Annotated in this window: 22 protein-coding genes and 1 pseudogene; 10 read left to right on the top strand and 13 right to left on the bottom strand. The window is 53.0% G+C overall.

Features of this window, described 5'->3' with window-relative positions; all coding sequences use genetic code 11:
• The 3 genes from V7775_RS08030 (at position 1) to glnT (ending at position 3,437) form a co-directional block, all read left to right on the top strand.
• Complete coding sequence (locus tag V7775_RS08030) at positions 1-684, top strand: GXGXG domain-containing protein (protein ID WP_335751365.1); 684 nt, start codon at positions 1-3, stop codon at positions 682-684.
• A gap of 11 nt (positions 685-695) precedes the next feature.
• Positions 696-2,042 (top strand): FMN-binding glutamate synthase family protein, encoded by a 1,347-nt coding sequence (locus tag V7775_RS08025; RefSeq protein WP_335751364.1) that lies wholly within the window; start codon positions 696-698, stop codon positions 2,040-2,042.
• Between the two features lie 66 nt (positions 2,043-2,108).
• Positions 2,109-3,437 carry a type III glutamate--ammonia ligase gene (glnT, locus tag V7775_RS08020; protein ID WP_335751363.1) on the top strand — a complete coding sequence of 443 codons (1,329 nt, stop codon included), beginning with the start codon at positions 2,109-2,111 and terminating at the stop codon, positions 3,435-3,437.
• Positions 3,438-3,472: 35 nt separating this feature from the next.
• On the opposite strand, the gene V7775_RS08015 is transcribed toward glnT, so the two are convergent.
• A complete protein-coding gene (locus V7775_RS08015) occupies positions 3,473-3,871 on the bottom strand; it encodes a hypothetical protein (RefSeq protein ID WP_335751362.1) in 399 nt (132 codons plus the stop codon).
• Between the two features lie 145 nt (positions 3,872-4,016).
• On the opposite strand from V7775_RS08015, the gene V7775_RS08010 reads away from it, so the two are divergent.
• Positions 4,017-5,351 carry an NAD(P)/FAD-dependent oxidoreductase gene (locus V7775_RS08010; protein WP_335751361.1) on the top strand — a complete coding sequence of 445 codons (1,335 nt, stop codon included), beginning with the start codon at positions 4,017-4,019 and terminating at the stop codon, positions 5,349-5,351.
• Here the strand turns inward: V7775_RS08010 and V7775_RS08005 are convergent.
• Genes V7775_RS08005 through V7775_RS07990 form a run of 4 tightly spaced genes read right to left on the bottom strand, consistent with a single transcriptional unit; the run spans position 5,348 to position 8,947 of the window.
• Positions 5,348-5,809 carry a hypothetical protein gene (locus tag V7775_RS08005; RefSeq protein ID WP_335751360.1) on the bottom strand — a complete coding sequence of 154 codons (462 nt, stop codon included), beginning with the start codon at positions 5,807-5,809 and terminating at the stop codon, positions 5,348-5,350. The genes V7775_RS08010 and V7775_RS08005 overlap by 4 nt on opposite strands.
• On the bottom strand, positions 5,809-6,207 hold the full coding sequence (locus V7775_RS08000; RefSeq protein WP_335751359.1) for a group II truncated hemoglobin: 399 nt from the start codon (positions 6,205-6,207) through the stop codon (positions 5,809-5,811). The genes V7775_RS08005 and V7775_RS08000 overlap by 1 nt, the downstream gene beginning before the upstream one ends.
• 2 nt (positions 6,208-6,209) lie before the next feature.
• Positions 6,210-6,578, bottom strand: coding sequence for a hypothetical protein (locus V7775_RS07995; RefSeq protein ID WP_335751358.1), 369 nt, complete (start codon positions 6,576-6,578; stop codon positions 6,210-6,212).
• Positions 6,578-8,947: a DUF1989 domain-containing protein gene (locus V7775_RS07990; protein ID WP_335751357.1), complete on the bottom strand. Its 2,370-nt coding sequence runs from the start codon at positions 8,945-8,947 to the stop codon at positions 6,578-6,580. Before V7775_RS07990 ends, V7775_RS07995 begins: the two co-directional genes overlap by 1 nt.
• A 258-nt stretch (positions 8,948-9,205) precedes the next feature.
• On the opposite strand from V7775_RS07990, the gene V7775_RS07985 reads away from it, so the two are divergent.
• The gene (locus V7775_RS07985; protein ID WP_335751356.1) at positions 9,206-10,051 is read left to right on the top strand and encodes a DMT family transporter; all 846 of its coding nucleotides are present in this window, start codon (positions 9,206-9,208) and stop codon (positions 10,049-10,051) included.
• Here V7775_RS07985 and V7775_RS07980 read toward each other — a convergent pair.
• Together V7775_RS07980 and V7775_RS07975 are read right to left on the bottom strand one after the other, a co-directional pair.
• Positions 10,046-10,909, bottom strand: a pseudogene (locus V7775_RS07980) (bifunctional 5,10-methylenetetrahydrofolate dehydrogenase/5,10-methenyltetrahydrofolate cyclohydrolase). The gene V7775_RS07985 and the pseudogene V7775_RS07980 sit on opposite strands and share 6 nt — an antisense overlap.
• A 253-nt stretch (positions 10,910-11,162) precedes the next feature.
• Positions 11,163-11,612, bottom strand: coding sequence for a hypothetical protein (locus V7775_RS07975; RefSeq protein ID WP_335751355.1), 450 nt, complete (start codon positions 11,610-11,612; stop codon positions 11,163-11,165).
• 928 nt (positions 11,613-12,540) lie between these two features.
• Between V7775_RS07975 and V7775_RS24715 the strand changes: the two genes are divergently transcribed.
• The 5 genes from V7775_RS24715 to V7775_RS07955 all read left to right on the top strand — a co-directional run bounded on the left by V7775_RS24715 (position 12,541) and on the right by V7775_RS07955 (position 16,891).
• Positions 12,541-12,822 (top strand): pyocin activator PrtN family protein, encoded by a 282-nt coding sequence (locus V7775_RS24715; RefSeq protein WP_443070105.1) that lies wholly within the window; start codon positions 12,541-12,543, stop codon positions 12,820-12,822.
• 136 nt (positions 12,823-12,958) lie between these two features.
• Positions 12,959-13,360: a hypothetical protein gene (locus V7775_RS07970; RefSeq protein WP_335751354.1), complete on the top strand. Its 402-nt coding sequence runs from the start codon at positions 12,959-12,961 to the stop codon at positions 13,358-13,360.
• 790 nt (positions 13,361-14,150) lie between these two features.
• The gene (locus V7775_RS07965; RefSeq protein WP_335751353.1) at positions 14,151-14,432 is read left to right on the top strand and encodes a hypothetical protein; all 282 of its coding nucleotides are present in this window, start codon (positions 14,151-14,153) and stop codon (positions 14,430-14,432) included.
• Positions 14,404-14,808, top strand: a complete 405-nt coding sequence (locus V7775_RS07960; RefSeq protein WP_335751754.1) for a tyrosine-type recombinase/integrase — start codon at positions 14,404-14,406, stop codon at positions 14,806-14,808. The genes V7775_RS07965 and V7775_RS07960 overlap by 29 nt, the downstream gene beginning before the upstream one ends.
• Before the next feature lie 1,174 nt (positions 14,809-15,982).
• Positions 15,983-16,891, top strand: a complete 909-nt coding sequence (locus V7775_RS07955) for a hypothetical protein (RefSeq protein WP_335751352.1) — start codon at positions 15,983-15,985, stop codon at positions 16,889-16,891.
• 560 nt (positions 16,892-17,451) lie between these two features.
• Here V7775_RS07955 and V7775_RS07950 read toward each other — a convergent pair.
• The 6 genes from V7775_RS07950 to V7775_RS07925 all read right to left on the bottom strand — a co-directional run bounded on the left by V7775_RS07950 (position 17,452) and on the right by V7775_RS07925 (position 24,186).
• A complete protein-coding gene (locus tag V7775_RS07950) occupies positions 17,452-17,937 on the bottom strand; it encodes an SRPBCC family protein (protein ID WP_335751351.1) in 486 nt (161 codons plus the stop codon).
• Positions 17,900-18,268, bottom strand: coding sequence for an ArsR/SmtB family transcription factor (locus V7775_RS07945; protein WP_335751350.1), 369 nt, complete (start codon positions 18,266-18,268; stop codon positions 17,900-17,902). Before V7775_RS07945 ends, V7775_RS07950 begins: the two co-directional genes overlap by 38 nt.
• A 410-nt stretch (positions 18,269-18,678) precedes the next feature.
• The gene (locus V7775_RS07940; RefSeq protein WP_335751349.1) at positions 18,679-19,656 is read right to left on the bottom strand and encodes a calcium-binding protein; all 978 of its coding nucleotides are present in this window, start codon (positions 19,654-19,656) and stop codon (positions 18,679-18,681) included.
• 324 nt (positions 19,657-19,980) lie between these two features.
• The gene (locus tag V7775_RS07935) at positions 19,981-20,382 is read right to left on the bottom strand and encodes a lysozyme inhibitor LprI family protein (protein ID WP_335751348.1); all 402 of its coding nucleotides are present in this window, start codon (positions 20,380-20,382) and stop codon (positions 19,981-19,983) included.
• 22 nt (positions 20,383-20,404) lie between these two features.
• A complete protein-coding gene (locus V7775_RS07930; RefSeq protein ID WP_335751347.1) occupies positions 20,405-23,053 on the bottom strand; it encodes an AAA family ATPase in 2,649 nt (882 codons plus the stop codon).
• On the bottom strand, positions 23,050-24,186 hold the full coding sequence (locus V7775_RS07925) for a metallophosphoesterase family protein (RefSeq protein WP_335751346.1): 1,137 nt from the start codon (positions 24,184-24,186) through the stop codon (positions 23,050-23,052). The genes V7775_RS07930 and V7775_RS07925 overlap by 4 nt, the downstream gene beginning before the upstream one ends.
• Positions 24,187-24,341 lie beyond the last annotated feature (155 nt).

The following is a 24,341-nucleotide window of genomic DNA, read 5'->3' as shown; positions in this document are numbered from 1 at the left end:
ATGCAAACACTCGACCTACAGGACATTGGCCTGCGCGAAGTTAACAAAACACTGCACGCGCAATCGTCCGAAACAAACCAGACTGCCTGGACCATAGAAAATGCGAAGGGCGCCCATGCGATTGCTTGTGGTTTGGATGCCCCCATTGAAGTCACTGTGAAAGGCTCTACCGGCTACTATTGCGGCGGCATGAACCAGCAAGCGACTGTCAACATTCACGGCTCAGCTGGTCCGGGAACGGGTGAAAACATCATGTCCGGCAAGATCGTAATCGAGGGCGACGCAAGCCAGTATCTTGGCGCCACGGGCCATGGCGGCTTGATTGTAGTCAAAGGAAACGCCTCCTCCCGCTGTGGTATTTCAATGAAAGGCGTGAACATCGTCGTGCAAGGCAACATCGGCCATATGTCCGCTTTCATGGGCCAGTCAGGCAACCTTGTTGTGTGCGGTGACGCAGGTGAAGCACTGGGCGACAGTTGTTATGAGGCTCGGTTTTTTGTCCGTGGCAAGGTCAAATCCCTTGGCGCGGACTGTGAGAAAAAAGAAATGCGTCCCGAGCATATCGAAATTCTCAAAGGCTTGCTCGATGAGGCTGGCATTGATGCCGACCCTGCCGATTTCACGCGCTACGGCTCCGCCCGAAACCTCTACAACTTCGACGTTGATAACGCTGCGGCGTATTAAGGATACATCAGATGAATGACCAAGACCCAAAGCGTATCCCGACCACCACGCCGCGCCTGTCTGCTACGTTTACGCCTGATGTAAACTCAGATATTCGCCGTGCGGCGGCCACGGGCATATATGACATTCGGGGCGGTGGAGCCAAACGGAAGTTGCCCAGCTTTGATGACCTGCTGTTCATGGGCGCGTCCATCTCACGCTATCCGCTCGAAGGGTATCGCGAAAAATGCGAGACTTCCGTCACTATCGGCGGCCTGCATGCAGAAAATCCGATCCACCTGGACATACCCATTACAATTGCTGGCATGTCCTTTGGCGCGCTATCAGGCCCCGCCAAGGAAGCCTTGGGGCGCGGTGCATCTGCGGCTGGTACATCGACAACTACAGGTGACGGCGGCATGACCCCCGAAGAGCGCGGCCATTCTAACAAGCTGGTCTATCAATATTTGCCCTCGCGCTATGGCATGAACCCAGACGATCTGCGCCGCGCCGATGCGATTGAAATCGTGGTGGGCCAAGGGGCCAAGCCAGGCGGTGGCGGCATGCTACTGGGTCAGAAAATCAGTGACCGCGTGGCAGAAATGCGCAACCTGCCCAAAGGCATCGACCAACGCTCGGCCTGTCGTCACCCCGACTGGACAGGGCCCGACGATCTGGAAATCAAAATCCTTGAACTGCGCGAAATCACAGGCTGGAAAGTGCCGATCTACGTGAAAGTTGCAGGCGCGCGTCCCTACTATGACGTCACACTGGCGGTCAAAGCAGGCGCAGATGCCATCGTTCTTGACGGCATGCAGGGCGGCACTGCAGCCACCCAAGATGTATTCATCGAACACGTGGGCCAACCTACGCTTGCGATCATTCGTCCCGCTGTCCAAGCCCTCCAAGACCTTGGCATGCACCGAAAGGTACAGCTGATCCTATCAGGCGGCATTCGCTCTGGCGCAGATGTGGCCAAGGCAATGGCGCTGGGTGCAGATGCAGTTGCCATTGGTTCGGCTGCATTGATTGCTCTCGGGGACAACGACCCGAAGTATGAGGCTGAGTACAACGCCCTTGGCACAACGGCAGGTGCATATGACGATTGGCATGAAGGGCGCGATCCTGCTGGCATCACTACCCAAGACCCGGAGTTGATGGCGCGGTTCGATCCTATTGAAGGGGGCCGCCGTCTCAAAAACTACCTCAAGGTGATGACGTTGGAGGCCCAGACCATCGCGCGCGCTTGTGGCAAGAACCATCTGCACAACCTTGAGCCCGAAGACCTTGTAGCGCTGACAATGGAAGCCGCCGCTATGGCGCAGATTCCGCTGGCAGGCACCAACTGGTATCCCGGCAAACCAAATACATCTTATTGATCCAAAACGAGGGCGCGGCTGATTTCAGACCGCGCCCCACTTTTTCCACAACAGGGAACACATCGCATGACAACTGACCTCGCAAAATTCGCCGAAGACAATGGCATTAAGTATTTCATGATTTCCTTTACCGATCTGTTCGGTGGTCAGCGTGCCAAGCTGGTCCCCGCCCGCGCTATTGCGGACATGCAGGAGGATGGCGCAGGATTTGCGGGGTTTGCTACATGGCTTGACCTGACGCCGGCTCACCCTGACATGCTGGCCGTGCCAGACCCCGAAGCGGTGATCATCCTGCCATGGGACAAAGAAATCGCATGGGTACCAGGTAACTGTGTAATGGAAGGCGAGGACGTGGCCCAAGCGCCACGGAACGTGCTGCGCAAGCTGATAGCCGAAGCTGCCGAAAAAGGCATGTACGTCAAAACAGGCATCGAGGCCGAGTTCTTCCTGCTGACCCCCGCAGGCGACCAGATCAGCGATGAATACGATACCGCCGCCAAACCCTGCTATGATCAACAGGCCTTCATGCGACGGCTTGATGTGATACGCGAGATTGCCGATCATATGCTGGAACTGGGCTGGAATCCTTACCAGAACGACCATGAGGATGCCAACGGCCAGTGGGAAATGAACTGGGACTTTGACGACGCGCTTAAGACCGCTGACAAGCACAGCTTTTTCAAATTCATGGCTAAATGCGTAGCCGAAAAACATGGCTACCGTGTGACGTTCATGCCGAAACCTATCGAAGGGCTGACAGGCAATGGCTGCCACGCGCACGTTTCCGTCTGGGACGCGCCCGGTGCAGCCTCCAAGGTAAACGTCTTTGCTGGCGAGGGCACAGGACAAACAGGCGAAGTGGGCCTATCGGAGCGCGGCAAGCACTTCCTCGGCGGTATTATGAAACACGCGAGCGCTTTGGCCGCGATCACCAACCCCACCGTCAACAGCTATAAACGCATCAACGCACCGCGCACTATATCAGGGGCTACATGGGCGCCAAACACCGTCACATGGACGGGCAACAACCGCACGCACATGGTTCGCGTGCCCGGCCCAGGCCGGTTCGAACTGCGCCTGCCCGATGGGGCAGTGAACCCCTATTTGCTGCAGGCGATCATCATTGCAGCAGGCCTGTCGGGCATCCGCTCAAAGGCTGATCCGGGCAAGCGTCATGACATTGATATGTACGCCGAGGGTCACACCATCACGGATGCCCCAAAGCTCCCGCTGAACATGCTCGACGCGTTACGTGAGTATGACAAAGACGAGGGTCTGAAAGCTGCCATGGGTGAAGAATTTTCAGCCGCCTACCTCAAGATGAAGATGCAGGAATGGAACGATTTCTGTAACCACTTCTCTTCATGGGAAAAAGCGAACACGATGGACATCTAAGCAACCGCGCCCTCTCTATCGGGAGGGCGCGTACCTTACACCAGCCACCCTGATCGTCGCGCAATAGTGGCATACCAAAGCAAAGCCGCAGCGATCAGTCCGGACAACAGCACCGGAGGCAACGGCCCGACCAGCATTGTTGTGAAAACTCCCTTCAGCAAGGTCCCCATCAACGATAGAACAAAGACGGCTACGGCCACCTTGCGGCGCAACATCAACAAGATACACCCCACAGCCCCGCCAAAAACATCAACTGCAAACCCGGCAGTTGCCCAAGCGGGACGCGCATTGATGATTAACTGATAGCTTTCAGGCATTTGCGCGACGGAAGCAGGGTTTGTTTGAACAATGTAATTCAGACTGCCCATCCCATACCAAACAATCCCAAAAGCAGCGGCAATCCAAAAAGTAAAATGCGGTTTCGTCATAGCCATACAGCCCCCTTTAACTGGTTTGTCGATCACAGATCAATCTTCATAGTTATGGCATATTAATTTCCCAAAAGGAAAATTAGTTTACTTAAATTCCCCCGCGCATGTACTGTAGCAGTGAACAAATTTATGTAGAGGAGCGCAGATCATGACCAAGAGAATAGCGATTATCGGGGCCGGCCCTTCAGGGTTGGCACAGATGCGTGCGTTTCAATCTGCAGCGGCTCTGGGTTCCGACATCCCCGAAATCGTCTGCTTCGAGAAGCAATCAAATTGGGGCGGCCTTTGGAATTACACATGGCGCACAGGTCTCGATGAATATGGCGAACCTGTGCACGGATCCATGTACCGCTATCTGTGGTCAAACGGCCCCAAGGAAGGTCTGGAATTCGCTGACTACTCATTCGAGGAACACTTCGGCAAACAGATTGCCTCTTATCCGCCCCGCGCGGTGCTTTTCGACTATATCGAAGGCCGCGTAAAGAAAGCGGGCGTGCGCGACTGGATCAAATTCGAGACTGCCGTGCGTTGGGTCGAGAAGGACGGCGACAAGTTTAACGTCACGGTTTGTGATCTCCCAAACGACAACACCTATACCGAAGCGTTCGACCACGTCATCGTCTGCTCAGGTCATTTCAGCACGCCAAATGTCCCACAGTTCGACGGCTTCGAGAGCTTCAAAGGCCGTGTTCTACATGCCCATGACTTCCGCGACGCGATGGAGTTCAAGGACAAGGACATCCTCATCGTCGGAACCAGCTACTCCGCTGAAGACATCGGCAGTCAGTGCTGGAAATACGGCGCAAAATCCATAACCGTGAGTCACCGCACTGCAGCGATGGGCTATGACTGGCCTGATAACTGGGCCGAAGTGCCCCTGCTCACACATATCGACGGCAACACCGCCCACTTCAAGGATGGCTCCAGCCGCGATGTGGATGCCGTGATCCTGTGTACGGGATACAAGCACCACTTCTCCTTCTTGCCTGACAGTCTGCGCCTCAAAACAGCAAACCGTCTTGCCTCATCCGACCTCTATAAAGGCGTGGCATACGTTCATGAGCCCGCCCTCTTCTACATCGGCATGCAGGACCAGTGGTTCACCTTCAACATGTTCGACGCTCAGGCATGGTATATCCGTGACGCCATCATGGGCCGGATCACCCTGCCCGATGCTGCAACGATGAAAGCGGATGTGGCTGACCGTATTGCGCGCGAAGACGCAGGCGAGGATGACTATGACGCCATCTGGTATCAGGGGGATTATATCAAGGAACTGGTGAACGAGACTGATTACCCGACCTTTGACGTCGAAGGCGCCTGTCAAGCATTCAAAGCTTGGAAAGGCCACAAGAAGGCAGGCATCATGACCTTCCGTGACAACGGCTATAAATCCGTGATCACAGGCACCATGGCGCCCAAGCACCACACACCGTGGAAAGATGCATTAGATGACAGCCTTGAAGTTTATTTGCAGAATTAGCGCTTTTGAACACGTACGAAGACAAGGGTTTGCTGCAAGGCACCTTTGTCTTTGAGCGATACGGCGAACTCTTGTCCGCCTCGATCAAACATCCGCAGGTCATAGGCATCAGGGTGATTAACGGAACTGTCAGTCGTCATTGCGGCCTCTGGTCCTAGGCATGTTGCCACCGCGCTGATCAGCCCTTGAAATACCTGCTTTGCCTGATCTGACCGATACCCGAACGACCAATTACAATGCACATGACTACCCCCTGACAATGCGAGCGAGGTCCGGCACTCCGCAGCCCTCTCGGACACCGTCATTGCGGCGGATAGTCCTTTGGGAAGAACAAACGCCTGCGTGGCACCTGAAGCACCTGAACCAGTCAATGCCTCAACATCCGCGCAGAATGTATCAGCCGCACACGCAACCGCGCCAAAGAGCATAAACGCACTACTTAAAATCCGCACAGCCATCACGCTTCCTCCCAATCTGCTACATCATTGATCAAAACGGTCGCAACACGCTGAAATACTGCGCGTAGCTTATTAACATGCAGCCCTTCGTGCCCTTCATCGTCCAACGCCTTGTTCATACATATCATCCAATTATCTGCGTCTACCTGCCGGATCGGGACATGGGCATGCATCAACTTCACATCCATATGCCCGTGTTTTTCTTTGTAATAGGGCCTACCCCCCAGAAAGCCGGACAGGAAATTGAACTGTTCAGTGCGCGCATGATCCACGCCATGTCCTCGCCCGTGAAGACGGCGCAGGTTTGACCCTTCGGGTAATGTCTCGATAAGGTCGTAGAAATGCTCAACCAAAACGCGCAGCCTGTCCTCACCGCCGATATCGTCCAGTGCTGTCATGCCTACTCCGAAATCAGCTTTTCACCTATGACAATCTTAAAGGGAGTCGGTGGTGTCGTCTTGCTCACCCAAAACCAATCGCCCGCATATTCCATCACAAACCACCCCTCCCATTCAGGATCATTGGGCCAGATGCTCTGGTATTCATCGCCCTCCACACGCCATTGACCCCGCACAGAACGGGCTCCGTCTTGGGCATAGATGGTTGTACCATCCGGATCGAAATACTGACGGTAGCTGATGCCGTCCCACTTCCCCACCGCAGTGTTCCCAGACAATAGGACAGTAATCTCATGGGCCGCCAGCTTGACCGACTGCGCATGCGCCGCACCCACACTCAAAACCAGCGCGCAGATGCAGGCAAACCGCATCACGAGCGTGGGCGCGATTTGGTCGGATCGAAGGCCGCAAGGTTTTCGGCAATAACTGCCGGAATACGCTTCTGATGCCCATCCAGCTTGCCAATCTCGATAGCAGTTCCAGGCGCCGCATGCGTCACGTCAATCCGCGCCATCGCCACGTTTTTACCCAATAGTGGAGAGCGGACGGCCGATGTAACCTCACCGATTTGTGCGCGACCGATATGGATACAATCGCCATGCCCCACATCAACGTTGCTATCGATCTCGATGCCGACCATCTTGCGCATCGGGTTTTCCTTGCGGCGGATCAGCGCATCACGCCCCATAAAATCATCAGTTTTGGACTTGAGCGGCACGGTAAACCCGATGCCCGCTTCAAACGGATCCGTCTGATCGCTGAAATCATAGCCCGCAAAGATAAGCCCCGCCTCAATCCGCACCATATCCAGCGCATCAAGGCCCATCGGCCTGATCCCGTGCTCTTGGCCCGCTTCCCAGATGGCATCAAAAATCTCGGTGCAATCCTTAGGATGGCACATTACTTCATAACCGAGCTCACCAGTATAGCCTGTGCGGCTGAGGACAAAGGCCGTACCGCTTTCATTGTTCAGACGCGCAGGCGTGAAACGGAACCAGCCCAACTGGTCAAACTCGGGGTTGTGTGGCGCAGTCCAGACGATCTTGCGCAGCAAATCGCGGCTCTCAGGACCTTGCACAGCGACGTTATGCATCTGGTCCGTGGATGAGCGTACCTGAACTTTCAGTTCCAGCTTTTCCGCCAATTCGCGCAACCATACGCCGCCATAATCGGCACCACCAATCCAGCGAAAATTATCCTTAGCCAGACGGTAAACTGTCCCGTCATCAACCATGCCGCCATGTTCGAAACACATGGCCGTATACACCACGCCCCCAACGGGTAGCGTCTTCATGTTGCGGGTGAAGGCGTACTGGCACAGCGCCTCGGCATCTGGTCCCATAATCTCGAACTTGCGCAGAGGCGACAGGTCCAAGATGACACACTTCTGGCGACAGGCGTGGTACTCTTCGATTGGCCCTGCATCGGTATAGCAGCTCGCCAGCCAGTAACCGTTATACTCCACAAAGTTGCGGGTGTGCTCAGCGAATTTCTCGTGGAAACCTGTTTGTTTGGTCATTTTCGGCTCCGAATCTGGGGTCACACGGGTCGCAATCGCCCGCTGGAATGTTTCTTTGCCACTATAGGTGCGGACATGAATATCTGTGGGGTTCCAGCCGTTTGCGGCTGTTGTGTCATCCGGACAGGCGGAGCTGACACAAACGATATCGGTCAGTGCGCGCAGCAGTACATAATCGCCGGGGCGGGACCACGGCTCATCCGCGTACATCACGCCATGGTCGTCCAGCGATGTGTTGAAGAAAAAGTTGATCGCCATCCAGCCACGGCGCGGGGCGACACCGTAGTCCTTGAGCGCATGATTGAAATTGGTCGAGCAATTCACGTGACCCAGATAGCCTGTGTCGTTATAATATTTCTCGGTACAGGCCATGGCGAAGGCATCGTGCCGCCCACACGTATCCTGCACCACTTCAACCAGCGGCAGCATCTCCTGATCATAATATTTCGCGTGCAGGCCTGGCATTGGATAGGCATGCCCCATCAACGTGCGCGTGGTGGTCACATCAAGTGCATGCTCGATCCCCTTGTCCAGCTTGCGCGCGGAAAAGCACTCAAAGTCAGAACACTGACGTCCGTCCACGTCTATGATCTGGATATAGTCCCCCGCCTTCACGAAAAACGATTCCGCTGTCTGCGTATGGACGCGAATGTCGGCTATCGGATCGGCTAGCGGATCGGGCAGCTTGAACTGAGTGTGCATCTTGATCGTCGCACGTTTGATTATCACAGTGAGCGGCGTTGCGGTATTCTGGCGTTCGAAATCCATCTTGGCACCGGGTGCAGCGATGATGACCGTCCCATCCCGCGAGGCAGTAAAGCTGGCTTCGGCTTTGGGCGGGCTGGTCGCCTCAAAAAGATGTACAGCTTGCATTGTGCCCAAATCGATATTGCGCGCATCAAGCCCCATGCGCAGACCGCGCAGGGATTGATCGTCACCAGACAACAACGCTTTCAGCCCACCTGCATCGCCATCGGCCGTGGCTCCAAGAATGCCTGCATCATCGCGCCCTGAGGTATCAACGACAACAATCTCACACTGCTGACCACCTTCATCGTTGATGACGGTAAGTTGATCGCCCGTCTCGAGCGGGATGAGCACAGCACCCTGCCCCTCTACAACATAGCGCTCTGTCCCACGCGGTAGCGAAAACACATACGGCTGGACGATTTTGCTGGGCTTCGGAGGTCCCGGCTGTACTCTAGGGTAGTCGTCTAACATCGAGTTACTCCAGCCTGCTCACTATTGCATGAGCGGAATATTTATTTAACAGTAAGAATACATACCCGAAGCGTCACATCAAACAAAATCGAACGAAATGACTGATCACCGCATCAATTTTACAGGTTGGATCCTGTTTGTAATCTCCGCGATCGGATTTTGCATCGCATCCATTGGCAACTTCTGGGCAATGTTCGGGTCGGTGTTCTTTCTGCTCGCCTGTTTGGTTTTTATGATTCCTTTTTTTAGGCGCGATAAATGAACACGCTTGCCCTCGGCATGATCGCGGCCCTCTGTTGGGGCTTTCATGATATCTGCGTGCGCTTCCTCAGCCAGAAAACACCACTGAGCGCGTGCATCTTTACCGTGCTGCTCACGGGATTGGTGTTTCACCTTGGGCTGATGGGCGTCACGGGTGGGTTTGCCCCACTCGCGGCTGAGGCTGTCTGGCTTTCCCTCGGCGCGGGGACGTTCTTTGTCGTGGCGACCTTTGGGCTTTATCATGCGTTTGAACGTGGCCCTGTCCGTCTGGTGGCCCCACTGATTGCAGCCTACCCTATCCTCTCTGTCGGGCTTGCCGCAGCCAGCGGTACAGTGATCACTCCCCAGCAATGGGCTGCGGTTGTGGCAGTAGTATCCGGTGTTGCGATCGTGGCAGCGCTCTCTGACACGAGCACTGACGAAGCACCCCCAAAAGGGCCGACCATTCTCTTTTCTCTCATCGCCGCTGTCGGATTTGCAGGTACGTTCGCCCTTGGACAACTCGCAGCAGAACTGAGCGGCGAAATGCCAACCACATTGATCACGCGCATCCTTGCCGTGGGGCTCACCGTTGTGATCCTGCTGGCCTTCAAGCTGCCATTCTGGCCGGGCAAACGCGCACTACCTTTGCTGATCTCGATGGGCATTGCGGACGGCATTGCCCTGCTCTGTGTTCTATCCGCAGGCAGCCTGCCTGACCCTCAATACGCCGCCGTCGCCTCATCGATGTTCGGGCTTCTGACAATCCTATTGGCGTGGCTCTTGCTCAAAGAACGTATGTCGCTACGCCAATGGGGCGGCTGCATTGTCGCCTTTTGCGGCGTCGGATATCTGGCACTATAACCAGCCTGCCGCGATCTGACGTTGATGCGCGACCATGGCGTTGCGCATCAAGATCGCGACCGTCACAGGGCCCACACCGCCCGGCACGGGCGTGATCCATCCGGCGACTTCCAGCACCGTAACTGTATCTACGTCGCCCACAATCTTGAATCCTTCTGCCGTTCCGATCTGGTTGATGCCGATATCAATCACAACTGCACCTGGTTTTATCATGTCGACGCCCACCAGATGCGCCTTACCCACGGCCACAACCTCCACATCCGCACGGCGTGAATGCATCGCAACGGAGCGGGTCATGTGATGACACATCGTCACTTTTCATCCTTCGGCCATCAGCATCATCGCCGCAGGTTTACCTACAATCTCCAAATGACCGATCATCACAACTTCAAGGCCCTCCATCTCCAGCCCTGTCTCTTTGATCAACTCCACACTCGCCGCTGCAGTACAAGGCGCGAGCGCTACACCGGAATAGACAATATTCCCAATAGAAGCGGGGTTCATCCCTTCCACATCCTTGAGCGGGTGGATTGCAGATTGCAGCGAGCGGACGTTAATGTGGGCAGGCACAGGGCGTTGCAGGATAGTACCAAAAACTGTCGGATCATCATTCATCGCAATCAGCCGCGCCTTGCACACCTCCTGAGTGATGTCTGCTGGCCGGTTGAGCTGCTCGAACGGCACCCCCGGCTGCTCTGCCCCGCGCACTTGATTGCGCACATAGACAGCGGCCTCGGGCACGTCGCCAATCAGGATCGACACAAGGCGGGACAACGTGCCTGCTCCCTCTACGTAGCTGCGCACTTCTGCGAGGAAACGCTTCTTGACAGCGATCCCATCAATAAATCGATGATCCATAGATTTAGAATCACGGGACATAGACAGCATCCAATTGCTTTTCACAGTTAAGGGTCAAATGTTACAAGCATGCTTAATCTGTCAATCGGCTGGTGCGACGGAGTTTATTTAAGTTCTGTCATTACGGCATTTACGCCCAAAGATTGAACCGAGTACTCTATGCAGGCAGCTCTCACCAAAAACCCCACTTTGCGGCTAATAGTTAAACACTGAAAATAAGTTCCTTGAAATTAATGATGTTAAAGCTTGGCATCTATGTGGCTAAAGAGAGCCAAAGTATCTTGGCAGCAATTTCGCAGGCTTCACTGACTAACTCTGAAAGCTGGCAATCAGACATATCGTCATATGCTGTCACAGATGTGCACAACTCCTCCGGCGAGGTCAGTTTTGATACACTCGACTTCCTAAAAAAGGCTGTGAAAGCCAGCGGCCTGGCCACGTGCGTCACATAAACTCCACCAATGCATCTGCTGGCATTCCACCGGCCACCTACACCATAGAACGGCTCAAATGTTTGAACTGTCTGCTTATCAATATAGTCCAAAAGTGTTTTGACCATTTTTGGAGTCGCAAAGCCTGATTGTTCGCCTTCCCGTATAGTTTTGGAGGTGATCCCCAGTATTTTGCCTATTTTTTTTGCGAGAGCCATGCCCTGACAACCCTGTCGCGGCCTCAGCCTTTTTTTCCATTCAATAAAAATCATACAAACTCCATGATGACTAAGCAGTATTGGTGAAAATAACCAAATATCGTACTATTATGATCCTTTTCGCATTTTTTTCTCTTTGTCTGATCGCATTGCCTATTTTCGATGGAGTACAGAAACAGAGAAAAAATTTCATTATGATAGAAAAATCGACACCGACTGTTTGCTTTGGAAAAGTGATCCATATTGATACGCACGAACTGAACAGCATCGTCTCCGCAATCGCGATAGCCATGGATACCGATTTGGGTCAGTCGCAGAACTCGTTTAAAGCCTGGCTACAGATGTCACACTCGTCAACAAATGTTCTGCAGATCAAATATTGCTCTGCGAGCCTCGACGACACACGTTGAACTGCAAGCTTCAAACGGGCGCCTGTCGATGACAGTCCGCCCGAAGCAATCGATTTCTATCACTTCAATTTTCTTAATTTCCTGTGCTCCAATGACAAGCAGGACCCGTTCTGGCACAGTATCGGTTGCTTGCCGGAACAGATGCGCATCAATGTGTCAGACATTGTTGAAAAAATGGCAGTTTTGGAGCATTCTGAATGCAATCGGGGAACTGGATTTTTTGTCTGAGGCCCTGAATGATCGGCACCGGATTTCTCGCGACGGCTGCCCATGCGGCTCCCCATATTGCGCCGATGTTTGCTGCGTTGAACGTGCTGATATGCTTGACTGGCACATTCATGGATTAACCGATGCAGAGATCAGTCAAAGCTGCCGTAGGCTTCGTTCAATAATCAGAAAAACATCTCAGCATCAGCTGCAAATCCCTACTTTGGAGGACTCCCTTCCATTCTAATGCGGTCAACAGATAGAAAATGTCACTCAAAATTGATTGACGTCTTATTTCTCGTTTTTTTTGGCTTTTATCAGATTTGGGCTCTCAACTCAGAAACGCTGACATATCTACTCTTCAAATGAACAAAATAAGGGAGTCTATAACATGGACACTACCTTTCTCCTCGCAGCACGCTACGCTGCGGGCGCCCTTAATTGATATCAACACTGTGCGTCGGGATCAATTTTCGTACATGGCGTTGCCAACTTTTATCCGTCGCCTTGAACAGGGGGCTATTCCTCTTCCGGTCGTCCGTCTGAGCGGGAGCCAGAAATCATCTCGTATGATCCCACTTATTGATCTCGCGCATTATATCGACGCCAAAATGGTTCGCGCGCGCGCTGAAGCAAACAGGAAATAGAACTCGATGATAGCGCCTACGAAAAAGCCAGTTGCGTCTTTGTTTTCACGTCAACACTCCCATCAAATCCGATGTGCCCCACTAAAAGGGAACATCACCAAATCCTTAACAGTCATATGAAAGACAGGATCGCCAAATGCGAACAAAGATCGAGACGAAAAATGCTGACAAAATTGAAGCTAGCTTGCTGGAGGTTAATGGAAGGACCGAAGCCCGCACTATTACTTCAGCTAGCGAAATGATTTCTTTTGCAAACAGGGTCGAAAATGACCTTCTTGCCCGCGCGCTCCCTAAGAGCCATCAGAAGGGTGTGAAAGCTGATTACACACCTGGCGCGACAGGATACGCGAGCTCTTACAGGGGAAACATTATCTCAACTACGCTCTCGATTGAGCGTGCAGCAACCGGGTTCTTTTTGACTGACTTTGTGCGGAAAGAAATTTATCCAAATCAGGGGGAGACCTTTACCATCAATATCTCAAAGGAACAGGCCAGTACTATTAAGTCGAACGCAATTAAGGGATTGAATGTAGGCTGATCGCACCCACCTTGGCCAACAACAGAAAAATTGATACCCTGCCCACACTGGCGGTTTTTTCTTTTTTACGCTGCATCACTCAGCAGGTGACCCCCAAATGTCCCTCACACCATTAAGAACAAGAATAAATTACTGATATATATATAAAATAATATATATCGGTCCAGTCAATCATAGGTGCAACGGATAGCCTTGCAGACCCACAAATATCTGATTTAATTAACTTATTTTCAAGACTGCTTCTGTTTCACTTCAACATTATCGCACAGCTTAGCTTGTTTTGCCCGTTGTTTACTGCCTGAACAACAGATGTTGTTCAGATATGCCCCAGATCATAGAATGAAACCGCCAAGATGGTTCGATCGCATATGTTGCACAAATCAACATCAGGCGAAATGGCAAATGGGTACACCGCGAATCCCGAACTTTTGACAAGCATTCTTCAACTGCAACATGGTAAAAAAACGGATACAGGAAATCACTGCAGCTGGGGCCAGCCTAACCGCTGCAAAAAGAAAAGGCTGGACCCTAAGCACAGCTATCGACAGCTACATCACTGAAAACGTATAGGAAATTAGCTACACTAAAGCGCCGCTGCTGCGCTCCATCCGTAAATCTGACATCGTGTCGATGAACTGAAATGAAGCCCAAAGCCATGACACCTTGTAATTCGCCAAAGAACTTGCCGCGACACGAACATTGGCCACCGTTGGAAACTATATGTCCCACCTCCGGGCAATCTTTGCTGTTGCCAGACCCGCATGGGGCATCCCGTTTGACCAGCAGGTCCATGAAAGATGCGTTCGTGGTTTGCAATCGACTTGGGATGGCTGGCGAAGCAATTAGGCTTGACCGCCGCCCAACCCTAGACGATCTGTATGCGCTGCTGACCATCTTCGAAGACAAGCACCACCGCCGCCCCAGCACACTGCCGATGCATCGCGTGGTTGGGTTCGCACTGTTTTCCACGCGAAGGCAGGTAGAAATCACAAGGGTGACTTGGAAGGGCTTGGACCAGACCTTCATCAAGGACATGAAACACCATCAGCGCGGCATTCACGCGGGCATGTAGAGTTCTGGAAATTAAAGACCTGCGCTTCCACGATCTTCGACATGAAGGTGTCACCCGCCTGTTCGAAATCGGTGCAACGATTTCGCAGGTAGCAACCGTGTCCGGGCATCGCTCGTGGTCCTCACTGCAGCGATACACTCACATCAAACAGACAGGCGACAAATATGGAGGTTGGAAGTGGTTGATAAAGTTGGGGAGGCCGTATGGCGCGATAAATCACGCAAGACGCTCCTTAAATCGGCTGCACAATTTTAGGTGCAAGCCCTGCCAAACTATCAACCACAGAAGTGACCGCGACACCCACAAGGAGCCACCCAAGTCACTTTGGAAGCGTTACTGTAATTACGTTTCGCCCTCTTTTTTGTCGCATGCATGAATGTCGACTATGCGGGAAACATCCGCCGTTCGTAGATACGGAAGCTATGACTGCTCCCAACCCAAAGCGGACATGTTAGTTCGACGCTTTGTGCGAAATGTTGACCTGTGCTGCGCCCACAAACTAAATTGGGCAACTCGAAGAAAGCGGACGCGCAGGGCTGCGACCCCGTTTTTTTTGATGTGCAATCGCGGCGAAAGTCGGCAAAGCAGTCTTTCAAATTGTTTGGAGGATGTTCATATTGGCTAAAGCCGGACACCAGGTAATATTCCCAAATGCCAAAAGATGACTTTTTTCTTGCGTGGAACTCTCTTCGTATTCCAATCAATCGCAGCGCGCATTCGGGCCGAGTGCGCGTCTTCGATCAAGCTTTTAGTCAGGTTTACCCAACGGTTTGAAAAATACACGAGCTGGCTGATGTATAGCAAGGTAAGTGTCAATATTTGCAGCATAACGGCGCATTCCTCAAAAAACGACCCGACACTTAAACTCATGTCGAGAATTTGACCTTAATGATATAAAATATTGTCTAAATTAAGGCGCGACCGTCATATTGACTCGTCTGAGTTTGACAGAGAACGATGTATTTGGCCCCCGAAGGCAAGACTTCTATTCCCTGCGCCAACGGCTGCAATAAGTCACCATGCGGCGTTTGGCGCTATATCAATGACAGGGCCCTTTCTCCGCTTAGCAGTCATTGTGCTGTATAAATTGCCTCATGTGGTTCCCGCGGCCACAGCGAAGGTCTGAAAAGAGCCAAGACCTACCAAACTAAATTTCAGCCCCATTTTCACATGCAGTATCTGAGGCCATCAAGGACGACCCAAACCGGACTTCGGCCGCCCCTTGGGCTGCATTGCAGCCATTCGCGCACCGCGCAGCATTTTTTTTGTGACTGAAACGTCGGTCAGCGGATTATCCTAATGCTTGGCGCGCTACAGAATGTCCAAACATCCAGGCGATTGGATGCACGCTATGCCAGTATTCAACTAAAATTCACCGCTGTTTTTCACCTCTGCACTAAGCCATGACTTTCAATCACTAATTCCCATCAGCAATGCATGGCAGGCCAGTCAGACGGCACGGGTGCCATAAATCTGACTTTCAGAAATCGCATTTCAGCCCAAATTCAAGCTCAACCTAAGAGCAAGCACCACAAAACAAAGGGTCTGCAATGAACACCATGTATTTTGAAATCACCGACGGCGATGTAAAAGTTGGCATCACGATCACCGAACAACCGGACGGATCTTTGATTTTCGACTTGGACGTGCTGGACGATACCGGCGTAATTGGCGACCTCAACGGGTTGTTCTTTGATCTGACTGACGATTCCATCGCAGATAATCTGACCGTATCGGGTACCGATTTGACGGGCGAAAACATTGACGCCAATTCTGTGTCCAAGGTTGATGGCTACAATAACGTTAATGGTGAGGTCGTTAAAGAGGACGGTAAATTCGACGTTGGCGTGCAGTTTGGCACTCCAGGCATTGGTGAGGATGACATCCAATCTACGTCATTTACCCTTGCGACTTCAGGCGGATCAGCGCTGTCAATCGCAGATGTCATGGGGCAGGACTTTGCTGTACGGCTGACATCCGTTGGTGAAATCGACGGTGATCGTGCCGACTCCGTTAAGATCAGCGGTACATCTGATCCAATTATCGTCGAGCCACCTGAGCCCACAAACATTGCCGTAGACAACACCATGACTGTCTCAAACGCTGAGACATTCAGCGACTTCGATCTGACTGATCCGCTTGATGATTTTGTGTTCAGCATGCTCGAAAATGACGTCACGGCTGATACACAGCCCTATTTGGGCGACATCGTCACAGTAAACGGCGCTGCGTTAGTCGAAGGCACAAGCTATATCGGCTCAAATGGCGGGCTGTTAATGGTAAACGCTGACGGAACAGTTGATTTCTCCGCCAATGGCCAATTCGATCATCTCACTGACATGGAAACAACGAATACTCAGTTTACCTATGGGATTGAAGGCGGATCAACAGCGACTTTGGACGTAGAAATCTTTGCCTTTGAAGGCGGAGGTGGAGGCGAGGGGCTCATCCTGATTTAATCGCTCTCAAACAGAGATTGACGCCATCCCCTTTCCACCAATGTGAATTGGGCTGGCGTCGGCCCTTTGTGACGGCCTGCTGGCGTCATGATCACTTTAAGGCCCCGCTGGTCCGCTAGGCTGGACGATCTCAATGGTATTGCGCTCCGCAGAACAAACCCCGACCGATGGCTGTTTGAATGTCTGCTCTAGGATCCGTTTCCCACCCGATATGTCGTCCAGGCAGGTCTGCTTCTGGTTACGCGCGAAGCCATGTTGGATGGGATTTATACGATTCCTCAAAAATAGTTTCGGGAGCATTCGTATTAGGGGCGTCCGATCACTGGTGAAAGGTGATGGTAGCTGAGAAGTGAATTGGAAAAGACCACCAAGGTGCCCTCGGCATCCTCCAATCGCTACGCAGCAATGCCGACGTCCGCTCTCAGCAAACTGCATTGCTGCGACGTTTTCTTGCGCGCAGGGGTCCGTTCATTCCTTCGCCACTACAACCCTCACGATAGACAGAATCTAAAACGCACGCGAAGTAGGCGTCCAGCTCGTTTGCCGAGATCTATCCGCGTTCATTTTACGCTACCCACAACCTCAGCAAGCTTATCGAAGGCTTGGTTCCATCCACCTTCACCAGCTAAACCCTCTGGCACACCAACATGAACCATTGTCATCGTGGTCTTACCGTTGGCTTCGCTGAGTTCGACAATGACTTCGGTGATATCCGGGTGCCCTGCGGGCATACCCATTCTTTCGGAAGAGATAATTGTCCCGTCTTCGTCGCACATACTTTCTGTATAGACGAGGCGGGACGGGCTTTTTATCTCTTTGTAGACACCTATGAACCACATCGTCATTGTGCGTTCGGGTGTCTTCATCTCCATGCAAATTTTGCGCATTCCTCCAACAACTAAATCCATTTCGGCAGTTGGGACAGACATCCCCTTTGGGCCGTACCATTGCTTGAAAAGCTCTGGATCGGTCCACATTTTCCAGACATTTCCAATCGGAGCGTCAAATTCACGCTGTATCTTCACCCAGGCCTGTTGATTGCTCATCACTTGTTTCCTTCATTGTCAGTAGTAATTCGTCCATCACGTCAAAGCGCGCATCCCAGATGTGGCGATATTGATCGGTCCAATTGGCCACGACTTGTAGCGGCCGTGCATCCAATGTGCAGGGTCGGAATTGCGCGTCCCGACCTCGTGTGACCAAACCAGCATTTTCAAGGACACGAATGTGTTTTGAGATTGCAGGTAAGCTCATGTCAAACGGTTCTGCCAAGGCATTCACAGTTGCTTCGCCCTGCGCCAAATGCGCAAGGATCGCCCTTCGAGTTGGATTGGCTAAGGCGGCGAAAGCCACGTCCAGTTGGTTGGATTTATCCATAGCTCAAGCATTATACCTTTCGGTTAATTAATCAACTGGTATAATAAGAAGACCACCTCAAATTGTGAGACTCGTGTTCAAGAATATTCCCAAATGGCAACCTTGTTGGATATTCGCTAACGGCTGTAAGGCCTTGTTTTACTGCCCCTAAATCAAGCAAATAACATGTGATTAGCCTGCCCTGGTCCGCGATAAATTTTGATTTTGAAATACGAGAGGTTGCTTGGGCACGCACCAAAATGGCGGTCGGCCTTCGCCACCTCATCTGATTGATGTTTCTCGCTTATCTTTTGACGAAGTAAGTGTGCACTATTACTGGCCACCAAGAAACACGTGTCATGAATGCGCCGATACCCTGTCGCTATCAACAAGGTATCAACATCGATTTGGCACCATATTCGCGCTGTGGATCAATAATACTGTCCATGCAAATTGATCATACCCGCGCTGAGCAACGGGCTGCCAGCAAGGGTCACGATCAGATCATCGTCTAGGAAGACACTCGTGAGGTCGCTTTGCGGATCGTAGGATACATCGATCAAATGTTCGCTTCCTGCTGAAGCACGATAGTAAAGTTCAAGTGTATCAACGCCGGATTGAAAATCCTCAATATGAGCGACAGGTGTTTCTAGACTTCCCGTTCCAGCCACCCTGAATTGATCGTTTCCATCTCCTCCGGTCCCAACCTCACCTCGGTTCATGATCAAAATGTCATTCCCGTCGCCGCCATCAAGTGTATCAATACCAGTACTAGAATCCGACGAACCCGGGCCATTAAGATATGTCCCCGCCAAAAGGTCGTCGCCGGAGCCACCACTCAGGTAATCGGCTCCATCGTGACCGCTGAGCGCATCGTTGCCAGCTCCACCGTAAATCGCGTCGTCACCAGAGCCACCTCCAACATTATCATTATCATTGCCGCCAAAGATGGTGTCATTACCATCGTTTCCGTTGATCAGCCCAAGCTCACTTTCGTTAACGATGAGATCATCGCCGTCACCCCCAAATACCCGATCACTCCCCGAACCCGAATTTATGACGTCATCGCCATCCATTCCGGCAAAGAATTCCCGACCAGAGGTGTCGTCAATTGTATCGTCCCCATCGCCAAGGAAATAAGATGCATCAAGCCCCGCACCACTTTCATCCAAAACCGTGATGTCGTCGTCGATTGATGAGCCAAAGAACGTTTCTTGGTGCTCAGCTATGTAGGGATCAAAATATCTGGTTTCGCCGTCAACTAGCCGTTTTGATATGTCGATATCATCAGGCTGCTCGGAGCTTAGAGCTGTGTTGACTAATGGGTCGTCTTCAACCGGCAGAGGCTCAACCAGTAACTCTTCAACATCATCGAGAAGAACGCTCCCCCGAAACCAAAAATTAAACACTTAACATTTAGCCGCACTCCCGGTGTGCAAAACAAAGCCACTCAATAAGCCATATTTCCGTCCATTGTTTCGCAAAGAGATACAGTAATGCGATATATGTCCCAATTTAATATAATTGGACGCGAATCCATTACACAAAGCACATTCTCTAATGTTTTTGGATGAAACCAGTTACATCTAGTAAAGAGGGAATCTTAGCACATCTTAACTAACTTAGATTGATGTCATAACAGGTTGAAATGGCCATCAGAGTCCTATTCAACAAACGCGATTTGGCCGTTTGGCGCGCCGAAAATCGAAGCTTGAATTGAAGTCCCCGCATCATCAATATGCGTTAAATTCCAACAGCATGCGCGTACGTTGAGCTGTTATCTCGCCCATACAGGTCGAATAGATCAACGGTTGCAGTGATCCGCCTTCAAAGGGACTGGCATGCACATCGCAAGCAGCATCTCGATACTTGAGCCACGCACGTTGCGCGACCAGTAACGCGGCACCTTTTCCAATTGCATCCGCAAATGACTTGGCTGGTTTCCACGCTGCATTCAGTGCCGCATCCGCCTCTGCAAAATCCTTTGCGGCACATGCATTCATCAGGTTTTGAGTTTGGGGTTCGATACATTCAGCGGTCGATTGTGCCTGTGCGCTATTCATCCCTGCCACTGCAACAACGCCTGCCAAGACTGATCGTTGCAAGCACCCGATCGCACTATTTACTTGTGTCATGTTCAATTCCCCTTCACTGCCCTTAACGATCTTGCGTAATTTCGACTTTTGGTCGTGTTCCGCCCAAGCCAGCAAACGCCATTTGTCGACAAGTAAAAACAATCACTTGCTGGTCTGTGGCGACACGGTGCAATGCCGTAAACATCGCCGCAATTCGACTATCGTCAGAGTAAACCAGTGCATCATCCAGAATGACAGGCATTGGTTTGCCCTGACGCGCAAACAGGCGGGCAAATGCGAGGCGGGTCAGGATCGCGATCTGCTCTTGCGTGCCGCCGCTCAGCGTCTCCATCGTTTCATCAGCGCCAGCGCGCGCCATCCCTTGCGGCAGCAGTGAACTGGGATCAAAGCTGAGGGCGGCATCTGCGTGAAGCAGGTTCAACAACGGCGCAAGCTCCTGCTGGACAGGTCCAAAATAGGCCTCTTGGGCGGCCCCGCGTTTTGCACGCAACGCCTCAACCAATAGCGTAAGCCCTGCTGCCTCATGGGCGAATCGCGCTGCGCGGTCTTGGGCGCGTTTCATAAGGCCCTCGGTTTCGTCGCGTTTTTCTTCTACCCCGTCTTCCGCGCGGGCGCGGATTGTAGCGCTTAGGTCTGCACTGCGGGTTTGAAGTTGCGCGCGCTCTTCACGGGCATTTTCGGCGGCTGACTTTGTCCGGCTCAGATCGGCCTTGGCCATCTCCAGATCGGGTGCATCCGCCCTTAACGCGCTGGCGGCATCCTCGGCATCTTTAGCTGTAACTTGCGCGGCCAGATGGCTGCGCGCAGCCTGCGCTTTGCGCTCTTCAAAAGTGTTCGGGTCAGCATAAAGGGCAGAAGCGGCATCAAAAACGGCCCTCGCCCCATCCCGCGTCACTTGCGCGCGCGCGCTGTTTGTCCGCGCAGTATCGCGTTTCTCGCGGCATTCCTCATAGGCGATGCGGGCATTTTGTTCGACGCGCTGTGCGGCATCAATGCGCGCAGATAGTTCAGCGGGGTCACTCGGCGTAACTGCTTGCCCTTCAGATTGGCTTAGGGTTTCAAGCTGGGCTTTGGCCTGTGCTGCATCCGCTTGCACACGTTCAACACCGTCAGGCGCCAGTGTTTCCAAAACGTTTTTGAGTAGTGTCGCCTCATCCAGCTTCTCTTTTCGGCTGGCCGCCGCGAGACGGGCTGCATCCGCAGTTGGCATCCCAATGGCGTTCAACGCTGCGTCAAGCTGCGCCTGCGCGGATGAAACGGCACCCATGTCCACGGCTGCGGTCCCTGGATCAAGGATCATCTGGCCAATGCCCGGCAACGCAATCACCTGACGGGCCGCGATGTGATGCGCTCCCCCCTCTAGCGTCAAACCATCTGCCTGCGCCCGAATTTGGCCTTCATAGGTTAGATGCATTTGCACACCACCTGATGCCGCCTCTGATTGGGCGCGCGTTAGCCCTGCTTGTGCTGCTTCGATCTGGGCAAGGGCCTGCGCAGTAACGGGCAATGCCGCAAGAGCCGCTGTCACCTCTTCCAGAGTGGCACGCTTTTCTTTGACTTGATCCAACAACGTTGTCAGGCGTTCATATTTCTCTGCCGCGCTTTTGCGCAACGCGTCTTGCTGGGCTGCGTCCTTAGCCTTTACCGCATCAACCATCTGAGCAGCGGCTTGCTTGAGGGCGTCTTGCGCAATTTGTGTCGCGCCCTCCTCAGCCTCCAATTCGGCCAGCGATTGCACATGCGTCGCAGTTGTCAGTTCGAGCTGTTGGCTGGCAACCTCATATTGATCTGCCGACGCGAGCAGCGCATCCAGTTTTGCCTGCGCGCCGTCTAACTCAAGCTTTCTCAGGTCTGCTTGTCCTTGCGCCTGTGCCAATCTATCGGCATGCGCCAAGGCCGCATTATGTGCATTTTGTGCATTCTCAAATGCAAGGGTCAGGGCCGCTTGTACACCCGGCGCATCTAGCGATTTAAGACGTGCAGACACGTCACGACGTTGCCCCAATGCATTGGATAACTCACGGCATCGCGCATCTAGTTCCGCGTGGCGCGCAGCGTGGGCGTTTGCCTCGACCTCAGCGTCTTTCCATGGGCCATTCGCTTTGGGCTGTCCGGTAGCTGTTGCCAGCCGCCCTAGGGCTTGCGTGGCGGCCTCAATCACGCGGTCCATACGACGACCGCCCGTGACCATATCGATCTCACCTGCAACCGAAGACAGTAAATTGCGCCGCGCATCCAGCAGTCGTGTTTTCTCGGTCTTATCCGCACCTGTGCTACCAGCGGGTTCTAATGCGGTGATCCCTTGCCGCACCCATAACAGACCCGCAGGACCTTCCAGCCCGCTGCCCATCAACCCTGCGATCCAGCTCTCGGCCTCGTCATCCAACGCGATCAACGTGCCTGAACCATCGTGAACCGAAGCGCGTTTTTGCGCGAGAAACGATTTCTCAAGCGTGAAGCGGCCTGTTGGCAGCTCGATCTCAGCGCTGACGCGCACGGGGCCACCTGAACGCGGTCGCAATGATCTCACATCGCTGGTCGCTGCGCCATATTTCAAAAAGAACAGCGCGTGAAGGGCATCAAAGAAGGTGGATTTACCAAATTCATTGGCTTCTGAAACAACAGTGACACCATCGCCTATGCCGCTGATTTTTGCCGTTTGGCCTGCGAATTTGCGAACATTATTCAAGGTGAGGCTGCGTAATTTCATGACGGTTGCTCCGCCACAAATGAGAACAGCTGCGAAAGCGCGGTCGATGCAATACGGCGATCAACGGCAGAGAGGTCTGCATCTTGTGCCCGCGCGGCCAAGCTTTCGGCGGCTTGGCGCAACGCACCACCTGAGGGGTCTATCGCCTCAAGGTCTGCAACCTCATGCGCCAGCTTCACACTGTCCATATCTTGCGACAGGTTCAGGAAATCCGGTCCAACCCGAGCTAACGACGCTTTGAAGCTTTGGATCTGCTTCACCCCTACACGCCCACTGAGGCTTACATGAAAAAGCGTATCACGCCGCGCTGCAAGTGCGGGCAATACCGCATCAATCAGGGCCGTTGGATCATCGTCGGGTGTCAATTCAAGCGCCGTGCGCTGCCACAGGATTTCACCCGTTTTAACAGGTGTCACCTCTGGGCTGGCTCCTGCCCCTGACAAGGCCACAGCCAATGCCAACCCGCACTGCACATGTTTGAAACTATCCGGCTCCGGCGTGCCAGAGTACCACGTGTTTGCGGACACTCGGATCTGACCGTGCCAATCGCCTAGACCTAAATAATCGAGCCCCGCTTGGGCGGCACGGTCCGGCGCTATCGTGCCGCTGGGCCCTTCGGCAACAACGGTTCCATGGCTGTCAAAATCATGGATACCACCGTGACCCAAACCGATGCGCATGGCACCCTCGGGTGTTGGTTGCGCCATATCTACGGTCAGATCTCGCCCCGGATTACGTGCGGTACAAGGTGCAGGAAGCAGATAGGAATTTTCAATTATAATCGGCTCTGGCGTGAGCGCCAACATGACATTTTCGGGCCTGTCGCGGCTGATCGTCTGCCACAGCTCACTTGCGGCTAGGCTGTCGTGATTACCCGGCATCAGCATCCACGTGATATCAGCCGCCTGCGCCATTTCATTTAGGGCTTGGCGTGTGATTGTGGGCGCTGGCGTTTCCTGATCAAACGTATCGCCAGCCAACAACACGTGCTTGGCCCCGTTTGCGCGCGCGGCATCTGCAAGCCGCGACAATGCGCCATGGCGCGCTTGGCGCAACCGTCCGCGCACGTCCTCATCATGACGACCAAACGGTTTTCCCAGATGCAAATCCGAGGAATGAATGAAACGAAACATTGATGGCCTCTCTGATACCGCCCGAGAGGTCAGTCTGGCCACCGACAGGCGATAGGGTCAAGCAGCTATTGTCCCGCTGTGGGCCCACGTGGACCTTTGCAGCCAACCCGCGTGGTTTTTGCGGTTTGGAAGTCGTGTTCATCACGCAATATTAA

This window comes from Sulfitobacter sp. (assembly GCF_036960155.1).
In the GTDB taxonomy this organism is placed as follows: Bacteria; Pseudomonadota; Alphaproteobacteria; order Rhodobacterales; family Rhodobacteraceae; genus Sulfitobacter.
This window is presented reverse-complemented; position numbering and strand designations above follow the sequence as displayed.